We start from the raw sequence: 13,167 nt of genomic DNA, 5'->3' as shown, positions 1-13,167 counted from the left end.
GCCGCAGGGCCCCGCCTCAGTGGCCGTCGTCGGCCGCGGGCGCCGCGCCGCGGTAGAGGGTGCGCACCAGCGGGCCGATGGACAGGCCCTGGAGCAGGATGGACACCAGCACCACCACGTAGGTCAGGCTGAGGATCAGGTCGCGCTGTTCGCCCAGCGGCAGCGACAGCGCCAGGGCCACCGACACGCCGCCGCGCAGACCGCCCCAGACCAGGATGCGGATGGTTCCGCTCGGCACCTGGCGGCGCCCGGCCTCGGTCTGGCGCAGCACCAGGATGGCCGGGGCCACGGTGAGCAGGCGCGAGGCCAGCACCGCGCCGCCGAGGACCAGGGCGGCCACCACGTGCAGCCAGTTGAACGGCAACAGCAGCAGTTCCAGGCCGATCAGGGCGAACAGCAGGGCGTTGAGGATTTCGTCGATCAGCTCCCAGAACTTGTCGATGTAGCGCCGCGTCTCGTCGGACATGGCGTACTGGCGCGCCTGGTTGCCGATGATCAGCCCGGCCACCACCATGGCGATCGGCGCCGACACGTGCAGGCGCGCGGCCAGGGCGGCGCCGCCGATGACCAGGGCGAGGGTCAGCATCACTTCCACCTGGTACTGGTCGATGCCGCGCATCATCAGGAACACCCCGTAGCCCAGCGCCGCGCCGAACAGCACGCCGCCCACCGCTTCCTGCAGGAACAGCCAGGCGGTGGCCGAGACGGTCGGCGTCTCGCCGGCCATGAGGATGCCCAGGAGGATGGTGAACACCACCACCGCGGTGCCGTCGTTGAACAGCGACTCGCCGACGATGGTGGTGGCCAGCGGCTTGGGCGCGCCGGCCGAGCGCAGGATGCCGAGCACGGCGATGGGGTCGGTGGGCGAGATGAGCGCGCCGAACAGCAGGCAATAGATGAAGTCCACGTGCCAGCCGAACAGGGCGAAGGTGTAGTAGGCCAGGTAGCCGATCACCGTGGTGGCGATCAGCACGCCGAAGGTGGCCAGCAGGCCGATCGGCCACTTGTAGTTGCGCAGGTCGCCGAGGTTCACGTGCAGGGCGCCGGCGAACAGCAGCGCGGGCAGGAACCAGGTCATCAGCACTTCGGAGAAGTCGATGCGGCGGATGATCTGCTGCATCTCCACCTCCAGCACCGGGTAGCCGGCCATCGACAGGCCCTGGGCGAGGAGCGAGAACACCAGCGCCGTGGCCATCACGCCGATGGTCGGCGGCAGCCGCACGAAGCGGTAGTTCACGTAGGTGAGCAGGGTGGTCAGCGTGATGAACGCCGCGGCGAGGTCGAGCATGTCGCAGGTACTCCTTGGCAAGGCAAGTGGGCCGGCCCCAGTGACCTATCCCTGGGTCGGGGGCACGCGGAAAGAGAGCGGATGATAACCGGATATGGCGGGCATATTGGCGAGCGCCGAGGTTTCGTCCGACAGGGGCGGGGAGTATGGGGTCCAGCCGTGGTTCGGGTTTCCGAGCCTGGTGCGCGAACTTTCCCCAAAGTCAGGGGGCGGTGGTCGGTCGGCACTGCTTGCGGATGAACCCTCGTCGCTGTCCCCGGTCTGTCAAAAAGAAGGGGGATGATCGGGTCGTTCCGAAACCCCTAGAACGCCCGTGCTGTGCGGTATTCCGTGCATTTTGTGGAGTATCTAGAACAGTCAACCGGCAAGGCGACAAAGGGATTCGGCAAAGCGGCAATTTCTGGTTGAACTCACGGACTTCAGGTCCTAAAGTTCGCGCCCGAACGTCCATGCTGGAAACGATCCATCCGGCTCAAGTACTGACGACGAGAGGTCGCCTCTGGTGCCCTGCGACTCCCGCAACCCTCTCCTGGCGTTGTTGCTCCGCCTTGCCGTAGGTCCACTACTGCCTGCGGCGAAGCGCCTAGCCATGAGAGGGTTGCAGTAGCCGCTGGAACATCGAAGGTCTGATCCTCGGCGACATGCCTTGGGAAGTAGGCGAACCAAAGTGGGGAAACGGATTAGACGTTCAGCTTCACCCCTACGTATCCATGTGTTTTGCCATTGGGAGTCCCAACCATGTCCATCAAGGTCGAGGATTACTTCGCCCCTGAAACCTTCCAGCGTATGAAGGCATTTGCCGACAAGCAGGAAACCCCCTTCGTCGTCATCGACAAACAGACCATCGCCGACGCCTACGACCAGCTGACCCACTGCTTCCCGTTCGCCAAGGTGTACTACGCGGTCAAGGCCAACCCGGCCACCGAGATCACCGAGCTGCTGCGCGACAAGGGCTCGAACTTCGACATCGCCTCGATCTACGAGCTGGACAAGGTGATGAAGACCGGCGTGGGCCCGGAGCGCATCAGCTACGGCAACACCATCAAGAAAGCCAAGGACATCCGCTACTTCTACGAGAAGGGTGTGCGCCTGTTCGCCACCGACTCCGAGGCCGACCTGCGCAACATCGCCAAGGCCGCGCCGGGTTCCAAAGTCTACGTGCGCATCCTCACCGAGGGTTCGACCACCGCCGACTGGCCGCTGTCGCGCAAGTTCGGCTGCCAGACCGACATGGCCATGGACCTGCTGATCCTCGCCCGCCAGCTGGGCCTGGTGCCCTACGGCATCTCCTTCCACGTCGGCTCGCAGCAGCGTGACATCTCCGTGTGGGATGCGGCCATCGCCAAGGTCAAGGTGATCTTCGAGCGCCTGAAGGAAGAAGATGGCATCGAGCTGAAGATGATCAACATGGGCGGCGGCTTCCCGGCCAACTACATCGCCAAGACCAACGACCTGGAAACCTACGCCGAGGAAATCATCCGCTTCCTCAAGGAAGACTTCGGCGACGACCTGCCGGAAATCATCCTCGAGCCGGGCCGCTCGCTGATCGCCAACGCCGGCATCCTGGTCAGCGAAGTGGTGCTGGTGGCGCGCAAGTCGCGCACCGCGGTGGAGCGCTGGGTGTACGCGGACGTGGGCAAGTTCTCCGGCCTGATCGAAACCATGGACGAATCCATCAAGTTCCCGATCTGGACCGAGAAGAAGGGCGAGATGGAAGAAGTGGTGATCGCCGGCCCGACCTGCGACAGCGCCGACATCATGTACGAGCACTACAAGTACGGCCTGCCGCTGAACCTGGCCGCCGGCGACCGCCTGTACTGGCTGTCCACCGGCGCCTACACCACCAGCTACAGCGCGGTGGAATTCAACGGCTTCCCGCCGCTGAAGGCCTTCTACATCTGAGCCGTAGCTGAACCGAAGAAACCCCGCCGATGCGGGGTTTTTCTTTGCCCCGGCCAATGCCTTCCCACTGCGCCGAGGGGGCTTTTCGTAGGATGGGTTGAGCTTGCGAAACCCATGCGGTGGTGATGATGGGTATCGCTTCGCTCAACCCATCCTACGGCCTGAATGGCGCGGACGTAGGAGCGGACCTTGTCCGCGATAGCCAGAGGTATCGGCGCGATTCGCGGATGAGATCCGCTCCTACGCCGCCCCACCCACGCCATTCCATGTAGGAGCGCGCCCTGCGCGCGAAATCGCGGGCAGGGCCCGCTACAGTTCCAGGGAAGCACGGGCGTAGGAGCGGACCTTGTCCGCGATAGCCGGACGTATCGGCGTGATTCGCAGATTGCCCCAACACCGTACCCATGTAGGAGCGCGCCCTGCGCGCGAAATCGCGGGCATGGCCCGCGCGGCTCAACCCTCGTTGGCCTGGCGCACCTGGACGGTGGCCGGCGCCTTGCTTGCCTTGGCCAACTGCTGGTCGCCCATTGCGTTATCCAGCGGCAACTTGTCGAACTCGTGCAGGCCGTTCTTCGCGTAGGGGTCGCCGATCCAGCGCGGCGCCGCGACGAACTCGGGGCTGACCAGGCTCTTGCCCGGCTCGTAGCGGTCGTAGCTCAGGCCCGCCAGGTCGGACAGGGTGTGGATCAGGTGCGAGCTGCTGTAGGGCCTTCCGCTCAGCGCCTGCAGGTCGCGCGGATGGGCCTGTTGCCAGCTCGGCGAGGTCCAGAGCAGGAAGGGGATGGTGTACATCGGCCGCGTCGGGTCGCCCTCGTTGCGCCCCAGGCGGTCGTGCTTGCCGGAGCTGAAGACCTCCTCGCCATGGTCGGAAAGGTACACCAGGAAGCCGTTCGGCTCGCTGGCGGCGTAGCGCTTGATCAGGCTGGCGACCACGAAGTCGTTGTGCAGCACCGCGTTGTCGTAGGCGTTGTAGGTGTCCGCCTGATCGTCCGAGAGCCCGGCCGGCACGCCCTGGCGGTCCTTGAAGCGGGCGAACGCCTCGGGGTAGCGGTAGCGATAGTCCATGTGGGTGCCCAGCAGGTGCACCACGATGAGTTTCTTCGGCGCCGGGTCCTTGAGTACCTGTTCGAAGGGCGCGAAGACCACGTCGTCGTACTGGCGGGCGTTCTGGTTGCGCTGGTTGTTCAGGTAGAACTGCTCGTCCGTCTGCTGCGAGAAGGTGGTGAGCATGGTGTTGCGCTTGGTCATCGTCTGCTGGTTGGTGATCCAGAAGGTCTTGTAGCCGGCCTGTTTCATCAGGTTGATCAGCGACGGGTCGGTGAGGAAGCGGTCCGGGTGCTGCTCGTCGCCGAAGGTGAGGATCTGCTGCATCACCTCGATGGTGTAGGGGCGCGGCGAGACCACGTCCTTGAACACCGTCAGGTTGCGGTCGCCGGCGGCCAGGGCGTCGAGGTTCGGCGTGGTCGGCCGGTCGTAGCCGTACAGGTGCATGTGCTCGCGGGTGGTGGATTCGCCCAGCACCAGCACCAGGGTGCGCGGCGCCTCGCCGCTATCATCCTTGAGGTTCTTCAGCGGCGGCAGGGCGGCGTTGCGCTGCAGCAGCTTCTGCATGTTGTCCAACTGCTGGCGGTACTGCGCGTAGCCCACCACCAGTTGCCAGGGCACCGCCGGCTCCATGCGCTGCTGCACCTTCTCCAGGGCCTGGGCGAAGCTGCGCTCCTGGCTGACCATCTGCTTGTAGAAGGGGTAGGCCAGGTTCGCCGCCACCAGCAGCACGGCCAGGGCCACCCGGGCCGGCGCCGGCATGCGCAGCGGGCGCACGCGCCGCCACAGCAGCACCGCCACCGCCGTGTAGAGCAGCAGCGCCAGGCACAGCCAGGTGCTGAAGTACTGGCTGAAGTATTCGCCAGCCTCGGCCGTGTTCGACTCGAACATGACGAAGATGACGCTCTGCGAGAACTCCTGGTGGTAGATGCCGAAGTAGCTCAGGCCCACCAGCGAGGCTGCCCACAGCACCAGGCCGATCAGCGCCGCCAGGCCGCGGGTGAAGCGCGGCAGCAGCAGCGGCGGGGCCAGCCACAGGCTGCTGAGGAAGAAGGCGTCGCGGAAGCCGGCGAAGCCGGTGGTGCCGCTGAACAGGATCAGCGCCTGGGTGACGCCGGAGAAGTACCAGAAGAACAGCAGCAGCCAGCCCAGGCCGGCCCAGTCCACCTTGCGGCGGGAGGGGTTGGTTGCAGTCGACACGCTTGCCTCGTCTTGCAGGGGCCGCCCGTGCGGGGCGGTCAGTTGGGCAGCGAGCCTAGCGGGGAGCGTGTGAAGGGCGGGGCAAGGACATGTGAAAAAAACGTCAAGAAAGCGCTTACAGGCGTTTGAGCGCCGCGGCGAACAGGTCGGCGTCGGCCGTTTCGCCGAGTTCCGCGGCGCGCCGGTAGTAGGCCAGGGCCAGGCTGCGCAGTTGCGGCTGCGGCGCCCGTTCCAGCTGCTCGCGGGCCACCCGCAGGAAGTTCAGGTTGCCGCCCTCCAGGGCGCGCAGCAGCCAGTAGCGCGCGTCCTCCACCTCGCCCCGTTCGGCCAGTGCCGCGGCGTGGCTGAACTGGCCGCGGAAGTCGCCGGCCACCGCCGAGCGGCGGTACCACTCGCGGGCCTGCTCGGGGTCGCGCGGCACGCACAGGCCTTCCTCGTAATGGCGGCCGACCAGGTTCATCGACTTGGCGTGGCCGAGGTCGGCGGCGCGCCGGTACAGCGCCAGGGCATGGGCCGCGTCGCGCGGCACGCCGCGGCCGGTGGCCAGCAGGTTGGCCAGGTTGTACAGGCCCCAGTCGAGGTCCACCGCCGCTGCGCGGGCGTAGTGTTCGGCCGCCTCGGCGGGGTTGGCGGGCACGCCCCAGCCGTGCTCCAGGCAGCGCCCGAGCATGTTGCGCGCCATGGCGTGGCCGCGCTCGGCGGCGATGCGGAACCAGGTCGCCGCTAGCGCGGGGTCGCGCTCGATGCCCTGGCCGTCGAGGAGGATCTGCCCGAGCAGCGCCTGGGCCTCGACGTCGCCCTGGCGCGCGGCTTCGAGGATGGCCGCCGCGGCCTGGCGCGGTTCGCTGGCCAGGCGGGCGCGCAATTGCTCCACCGAGAGCTCTTCGCGCCGGCGCAGGACGAACGCCATGTCAGACCTCGACCCAGCGCCGCAGCAGGTTGTGGTAGGTGCCGGTCAGCTCGACCAGGGCCGGGTGCTCCGGCACGTCGGCGGTGAGCTTCTGGATCGCCTGGTCCATCTGGAACAGCAGGGCGCGCTGGCTGTCCTCGCGCACCAGGCTCTGCGTCCAGAAGAACGAGGCGAAGCGCGCGCCGCGGGTCACCGGTTCGACCTTGTGCAGGCTGGTGCCGGGGTAGAGCACCAGGTCGCCGGCCGGCAGCTTCACGCGCTGCTCGCCGTAGGTGTCCTGGATGACCAGTTCGCCGCCGTCGTAGTCCTCGGGGTCGCTGAAGAACAGGGTGGAGGAGAGGTCGGTGCGCACCCGTTCGCGGCCGCCCTGCACGTCGCGCACGGCGTTGTCGATGTGGAAGTCGAAGCTGCCGCCGCCGGTGTAGCAGTTGAACAGCGGCGGGAACACCTTGTGCGGCAGGGCCGCGGACATGAACAGCGGGTTCTGCCACAGGCGCAGCAGCATGGCCTCGGAAATCTCGCGGGCCAGCGGGTGGTCCTGGGCCAGCTGCAGGTTGTGCTTGGCCTTGGCCGACTGGTAGCCGGCGGTGACCTTGCCGTCGCCCCACTCGGCCTGCTCCAGGGCGGTGCGGATGCGGGTCACCTCGTCGCGGGTGAACAGGCCGGGAATGTGCAGCAGCATGGCGGGGCTCGGTCAAATGAAAATCCGACGCCGATGATAGACATTTGCATTTGCAGCGTATAGCGGAGGTGGCGAACGGTCGCACGGGGTAAATGTAAATGTTGTAAATAAAGTGCGTCTGATAATATTTACTAATTGATACAGATTCTCGTTTTGCACTAGATTGCGCCGCCTTCAGCAAGTCCCTGGGGAGGGAACTTTCGATGTCGCGTCAATCTGTCGAAGCCACCAGCGCTCCGCGCCTGCTGGTCTCCGCCGTCGGTGTGGCCATCACCGCCATGTCCGGCAGCCACTTCGCCCAGGCGGCGGAGTCCACCGAGAAGAAGCCCGCACAGGATGTGCTGTCGCTGGATGCCGACACCGTCGTCGGCCAGCAGGGCGAAGAAACCTACAACGTCCAGCAGTCGGCCTCGCAGAAGTACACCGCGCCGCTGCTCGACACGCCCAAGACCGTCACCGTGATCCCGCAGCAGGTGATCAAGGACACCGGCGCCCTGACCCTGGTCGATGCTCTGCGCACCACGCCCGGCATCACCTTCGGCGCCGGCGAGGGCGGCAACCCGGCGGGCGACCGTCCGTTCATCCGCGGTTTCAACGCCGAGAGCGACACCTTCCTCGACGGCATGCGCGACGTCGCCTCGCAGACCCGCGAAGTGTTCAACATCGAGCAGATCGAAGTCAGCAAGGGCCCGGGCTCGGCCTACACCGGCGCCGGCTCCACCGGCGGCAGCCTGAACCTGGTGAGCAAGACCGCCAAGCAGCAGGACTTCAACGACGCCAGCTTCACCTACGGTTCCGACCAGACCCACCGCACCACCCTGGACGTCAACCACACCCTGGGCGACAATGCGGCCTTCCGCCTGAACCTGATGAAGCACGAAGCCAACGTCGCCGGCCGCGACGACGTCAGCGTCAGCCGCTGGGGCGTGGCGCCGACCATCACCTTCGGCTTCAACACCCCGACCCGCGCGACCTTCTCCTACTACCACCTGGCCACCGACGACATCCCGGACTACGGCCTGCCGCTGACCAACGTCGACCGCAGCAAGCACAACCCGAGCAAGCCGGCCTCGGTCGACCGCGACAACTTCTACGGCCTGACCCACCGCGACTACCGCAAGAGCACCACCGACAGCGGCACCTTCCGCATCGAGCACGACCTCAACGACGACCTGACGCTGTCCAACAGCTTCCGCATGGTCCGCACCACCCTCGACTACGTGGTCAGCAACCCCGACGACAGCCGCGGCAACGTCGCCAACGGCTACGTCTATCGCTCGTCGAAGAACCGCAATTCCACCTCCAAGGGCTGGGTCAACCAGACCGACCTGAAGGCCACCTTCGACACCGGCAGCATCCAGCACAGCCTGGTGACCGGCCTGGAGTTCAGCTACGAGGACGTGCACAACCGTCCCTACGTGGTGACCCCGGGGGCCGCGGGCAACACCTGCAACGCCGCCCTGCTGGCCAGCGGCGACTGCACCAGCCTGGCCAACCCGACGCCCAAGGACCCCTGGACCGGCAGCATCGTCGACAGCCAGGCCTACACCGACACCGATACCAAGACCTCGGCCGTCTACGTGTTCGACACCCTCAAGCTCAACGAGCAGTGGGACCTGAACCTGGGCCTGCGCTACGACGACTTCGACACCGAGTCCAGCGGCTACAGCACCGGCGGCCGCGGCTCGGCGCCGGGCAACTTCAAGCGCGAGAGCAACACCCACTTCTGGAACTACCAGACCGGCCTGGTCTACAAGCCGCTGCCCAACGGCAGCATCTACCTGGCCTGGTCCACCTCCAGCAACCCCAGCGGCGAGACCGCAGGCGAAGGCGGCCAGGAAGTCAGCGCGGCCAACACCAGCCTGGACCCGGAACGCAACCGCAACCTGGAGCTGGGCACCAAGTGGGACTTCTTCGACGAGGCGCTGTCGCTGAACGCCGCGGTGTTCCGCACCGACAAGACCAACGCCCGCGTCGCCGACCCGGACAACAGCTCCTTCCAGGTGCTCGACGGCGAACAGCGCGTGCAAGGCGTGGAACTGGGCTTCAGCGGCCAGCTGACGCCCAAGTGGAAGGTCTTCGGCGGCTACACCTACCTGGATAGCGAGATCCGCAAGTCGACCACCAAGTCCGACGAAGGCAACCGCATGCCGCAGGTGGCGCCGAACAACTTCACCCTGTGGACCACCTACGAGGTGCTGCAGGACCTGACCATCGGCGGCGGCACCACCTACGTGGACAAGCAGTTCGGCAACACTGCCAACTCGACCTACATCCCGTCCTACTGGCGCTACGACGCCATGGCCAGCTACAAGCTGAGCAAGAACGTCGACCTGCAGCTGAACGTGCAGAACCTGACCGACAAGCGTTACTTCGACCAGGTCTACAGCACCCACATGGCCCACGTGGCCCCGGGCCGCACGGCGCTGCTGGGGGTGAACCTGCACTTCTGATCGCACGGCCTTCCGTGCACCCCGCCCGTTGCTCCTTCGGGCGGGGTTTTCTATTGTTTGGCGCCCCGCGCCCGAGGTGAGAGCAAGGTGTTGAAGAAAGTCTGGTTCCAGCTGCACTGGTTCTTCGGCATAAGCGCCGGCCTGGTGCTGGCCCTGATGGGCGTGACCGGGGCGGCGCTGTCGTTCCAGGACGAACTGCTGCGCGCCTTCAACCCTGCCAGCCTGACGGTGCAGGAGCAGCCCGGCGGCACCCTGGCGCTGGACGAACTGGTGCGGCGGGTGGAGTCCGCCGAGCCGGGCAAGAAGGTGTCCTTCGTCTGGGCCAAGGTCGACGGCGACGAGGCCGCGCGCATCTTCTTCACCCCGCCGCCGGGCCAGCGCCGCGGCGAATCGCGCTACGTCGACCCCTACACCGGTGCCTCGCTGCCGGCGCCGTCCGGGGAAGGCCTGTTCATGTTCATCATGCAGCTGCACCGCTTCCTGGCCCTGGGCGAGTTCGGCAAGCAGGTGACCGCGGCCTGCACCCTGATCCTCATCTATTTCTGCCTCTCCGGCCTGTACCTGCGCTGGCCGCGCAAGACCCTGAGCTGGCGCGCCTGGCTGGCCCTGGACTGGCGCAAGAAGGGTCGCGCCTTCAACTGGGACCTGCACGCCGTAGCCGGCACCTGGTGCCTGGCCTTCTATCTGCTGGCCTCGCTGACCGGCCTGTACTGGTCCTACGACTGGTACCGCGGCGCGCTGTTCAAGTTGCTCGACGACGCCCCGGCCGGCCAGCAGCGCCAGGGCGGCCGCGGTGGCCGTGGCGGCGAAGCGCCCAAGGGGCCGCCGCTGGAAGTGGACTACAGCGCTCTGTGGAACACCCTGCGCAGCACCGTCGGCCCTGGTCTTGAGGCCTACAACCTGCGCCTGCCGCCGGTGGGCGGGCAGCCGGCCACGGTGTTCTACCGCCTGGACGACGCCGCCCACGAGCGCGCTTTCAACGAAATGCGCATCGACCCGAAGAGCGGCCGCCTGCTGGGCGACAAGCGCTACGCCGACAGCAGCTTCGGCAAGCAGCTGCTGACCAGCGTCTACGCCCTGCACGTGGGCAGCTACTTCGGTACGCCCGGGCGCATCCTGATGATGCTGGCGAGCCTGGCCATGCCGCTGTTCTTCGTCACCGGCTGGCTGCTCTACCTGGACCGCCGGCGCAAGAAGAAGGCCGCCCAGGCCGCCCGCGTCGAACTGGCTGGCGCCGGCGGCGCCGATGCCTGGCTGGTGGGCTACGCCAGCCAGAGCGGTTTCGCCGAGCAATTGGCCTGGCAGAGCGCCGGGCAGCTGCAGGCCGCGGGCCTGGCGGTGCGCGTCGAGCCCCTGGCGCGCCTGGACCGCCAGCAACTGGAGCAGACGCGCAACGCGCTCTTCGTGGTCAGCACCTTCGGCGACGGCGAGGCCCCGGACAGCGCCCGCGGCTTCGAGCGCAAGCTGCTCGGCGAAGCCGCCGGCCTCGGCCAGCTGCGCTTCGCCATGCTCGCCCTGGGCGACCGCCAGTACCAGGCCTTCTGCGGCTTCGCCCGGCGGATGCAGGGCTGGCTGCAAGGGCAGGGCGCGCAGCCGCTGTTCGACGGCGTGGAAGTGGACAACGGCGACGCCGCCGCCCTGCGCGAGTGGCAGCAGCACCTGGCGCAACTGACCGGCGTGGCCGCACCGGTGCCCTTCGCTGCGCCGCAATACGAACTGTGGAGCCTGGCCGCCCGCGAACACCTGAACCCCGGCAGCCAGGGCCAGTCCACCTGGCTGCTGCGCCTGCAAGCGCCGGCCGGCAGCAGCGCCGACTGGCGTGCCGGCGACCTGGTGGAAATCCTTCCGCAGCACCCGCGCGAACGCGTGCTGGCCTGGCTGGAGCATCTGGGCGTGGACGCCGAGGCCAGCGTCGAAGTCGAGGGCGGCAGCATGGCCCTGGCCGATGCCCTGACCGGGCGCGAGCTACCGGTCTCCCTCGGCCACCTGGTCGGCCTGCACCCGCAGGCGCTGCTGGACGCCCTGGTGCCGCTGGCGGCGCGGGAATACTCCATCGCCTCGCTGCCCAGCGACGGCGCCCTGGAGCTGATCGTGCGCCAGGAACGCCACCCCGACGGCAGCCTGGGCGTGGGTTCCGGCTGGCTCACCGAATACCTGCAGCCTGGCGCCGGTCTGGCCCTGCGCCTGCGCCGCAACGCCGGCTTCCACCTGCCGGAGGAAGACCGCCCGCTGATCCTGATCGGCAACGGCACCGGCCTGGCCGGCCTGCGCTCGCTGCTGCGCGCCAGCATAGGCGCGGGCCGCCGGCGCAACTGGCTGCTGTTCGGCGAACGCAACCGCGAGCACGACTTCTACTGCCGCGAAGAGCTGGAAGGCTACCTGCTGAGCGGCGAACTCCAGCGCCTGGACGTGGCCTTCTCCCGCGACCAGGCGAGCAAGGTCTACGTGCAGGACGTGCTGCGCGAACGCGCTGAGGAGTTGCGGCAGTGGCTGGAAGAGGGCGCCGCGATCTACGTCTGCGGCAGCCTGGAAGGCATGGCCGGCGGCGTGGACGCGGTGCTGCGCGAAGCGCTGGGCGACCTGGCGGTGGAAGCGTTGCTGGAAGAAGGGCGCTACCGGCGGGATGTTTATTAAAGAGGCTGAAGGCTCTTACCTCCAGCCTTCAGCCTCTAGCCTCCAGCGGCTCTTCAAACCCAGAGAATGAACGCCAGGATCGCCCCGAAGAACGCCCACTTCTGCAGGTAGTACAGCTTGCGGTTGCGCTTCTTCAACGCCTTGCCCTGCAGGCGGATCTTGTACAGCGTGCCGAAGGCGCGGTTGATGCCGCCGGTCTTGTCGCCGTCGTCGTTGGGCGAGGCGGCGGCGGCCATCACGTTGCGGCTGAACCAGCGGTTGAAGGCCTGCGCCCAGCGGTATTTCAGCGGCCGCTCGACGTCGCAGAAGAGGATCACCCGGTCATGCTCGGTGGTGTTCTCGGCGTAGTGGATGTAGGTCTCGTCGAACACCACGGCCTCGCCGTCCTTCCACGAGTAGCGCTGGCCGTCCACCTCGATGAAGCAGCCTTCGTCGTTCGGCGTGAACAGCCCCAGGTGGTAGCGCAGCGAGCCAGCGTAGGGGTCGCGGTGGCGCACCAGGCGCGAGCCCGGCGGCAACTCGGCGAACATCGCCGCCTTCACCGAGGGGATTTCCCGCAGCAGCGCGGTGGTCTGCGGGCAGACCACGTCGGCCGAGGGGTGGGCGTCGTCGTACCACTTCAGGTAGAAGCGCTTCCAGCCGGTCTTGAAGAAGGAATTGAAGCCGACGTCGTTGTACTGCTCGGAGCGCTTGATGCTGCCGGCCTCGCGCAGGCGCAGGGCCTCGGCGCGGATGACTTCCCAGTTGTCGGTGAGCTTCTGCATCTCCGGGAAGGCGTTGGGCGTCAGGTACGGCGTATTGGGCACCCTGGAGAACAGGTACATGAAGCAGTTCAGCGGAGCGAGGAAGCTGGAGTGGTCGCTCAGCTGCCGGGACAGCTTGTGGCGGACCTTGCCGCGTACGTGCACATAGGCGATGCAGGCCGCGTAGGCAGCCAGGATCAGGGCTTTCATCTTCGAGTCGATGGCTTTCGGCGGGAGGAAGCGGAGGATATTACTCCCCTGAATCGTTACTGAATATTCCTAAGACTAAATGATGGCCCTCTGGTTTAACC

Annotated in this window: 8 protein-coding genes; 3 read left to right on the top strand and 5 right to left on the bottom strand. The window is 66.9% G+C overall.

Features of this window, described 5'->3' with window-relative positions:
* Positions 1-16: 16 nt before the first annotated feature.
* On the bottom strand, positions 17-1,288 hold the full coding sequence (locus tag RN02_RS16110) for a cation:proton antiporter (RefSeq protein ID WP_043315267.1): 1,272 nt from the start codon (positions 1,286-1,288) through the stop codon (positions 17-19).
* Between the two features lie 738 nt (positions 1,289-2,026).
* Between RN02_RS16110 and RN02_RS16105 the strand changes: the two genes are divergently transcribed.
* Entirely contained in the window at positions 2,027-3,190 is a 1,164-nt protein-coding gene (locus RN02_RS16105) for a type III PLP-dependent enzyme (protein ID WP_043315266.1), read from the top strand.
* Between the two features lie 453 nt (positions 3,191-3,643).
* Here RN02_RS16105 and RN02_RS16100 read toward each other — a convergent pair whose 3' ends face one another.
* The 3 genes from RN02_RS16100 to RN02_RS16090 all read right to left on the bottom strand — a co-directional run bounded on the left by RN02_RS16100 (position 3,644) and on the right by RN02_RS16090 (position 7,026).
* Positions 3,644-5,434 (bottom strand): phosphoethanolamine transferase CptA, encoded by a 1,791-nt coding sequence (locus RN02_RS16100; protein WP_043315265.1) that lies wholly within the window; start codon positions 5,432-5,434, stop codon positions 3,644-3,646.
* Between the two features lie 115 nt (positions 5,435-5,549).
* Complete coding sequence (locus RN02_RS16095) at positions 5,550-6,344, bottom strand: tetratricopeptide repeat protein (protein WP_043315264.1); 795 nt, start codon at positions 6,342-6,344, stop codon at positions 5,550-5,552.
* Position 6,345: 1 nt separating this feature from the next.
* On the bottom strand, positions 6,346-7,026 hold the full coding sequence (locus RN02_RS16090) for a Fe2+-dependent dioxygenase (RefSeq protein ID WP_043315263.1): 681 nt from the start codon (positions 7,024-7,026) through the stop codon (positions 6,346-6,348).
* 203 nt (positions 7,027-7,229) lie between these two features.
* Between RN02_RS16090 and RN02_RS16085 the strand changes: the two genes are divergently transcribed.
* Both RN02_RS16085 and RN02_RS16080 read left to right on the top strand, forming a co-directional pair.
* Positions 7,230-9,479 carry a TonB-dependent receptor gene (locus RN02_RS16085; RefSeq protein ID WP_043315262.1) on the top strand — a complete coding sequence of 750 codons (2,250 nt, stop codon included), beginning with the start codon at positions 7,230-7,232 and terminating at the stop codon, positions 9,477-9,479.
* A gap of 90 nt (positions 9,480-9,569) precedes the next feature.
* Entirely contained in the window at positions 9,570-12,113 is a 2,544-nt protein-coding gene (locus tag RN02_RS16080) for a PepSY domain-containing protein (protein WP_236695192.1), read from the top strand.
* A 53-nt stretch (positions 12,114-12,166) separates the two neighbouring features.
* Here RN02_RS16080 and lpxO read toward each other — a convergent pair whose 3' ends face one another.
* A complete protein-coding gene (gene lpxO / locus RN02_RS16075; RefSeq protein ID WP_043315260.1) occupies positions 12,167-13,066 on the bottom strand; it encodes a lipid A hydroxylase LpxO in 900 nt (299 codons plus the stop codon).
* Positions 13,067-13,167: the final 101 nt, after the last annotated feature.

It is taken from the genome of Pseudomonas sp. PI1 (genome assembly GCF_000812405.1).
Taxonomy (GTDB): Bacteria; Pseudomonadota; Gammaproteobacteria; order Pseudomonadales; family Pseudomonadaceae; genus Pseudomonas; species Pseudomonas citronellolis.
This window is presented reverse-complemented; position numbering and strand designations above follow the sequence as displayed.

Excerpts from the sequence above, each read along its gene's own strand:
- RN02_RS16110 (WP_043315267.1), bottom strand. The coding sequence starts at position 1,288 with ATGCTCGACCTCGCCGCGGCGTTCATCACGCTGACCACCCTGCTCACC.
- RN02_RS16105 (WP_043315266.1), top strand. The coding sequence starts at position 2,027 with ATGTCCATCAAGGTCGAGGATTACTTCGCCCCTGAAACCTTCCAGCGT.
- RN02_RS16095 (WP_043315264.1), bottom strand. The coding sequence starts at position 6,344 with ATGGCGTTCGTCCTGCGCCGGCGCGAAGAGCTCTCGGTGGAGCAATTG.
- RN02_RS16090 (WP_043315263.1), bottom strand. The coding sequence starts at position 7,026 with ATGCTGCTGCACATTCCCGGCCTGTTCACCCGCGACGAGGTGACCCGC.
- RN02_RS16085 (WP_043315262.1), top strand. The coding sequence starts at position 7,230 with ATGTCGCGTCAATCTGTCGAAGCCACCAGCGCTCCGCGCCTGCTGGTC.
- lpxO (WP_043315260.1), bottom strand. The coding sequence starts at position 13,066 with ATGAAAGCCCTGATCCTGGCTGCCTACGCGGCCTGCATCGCCTATGTG.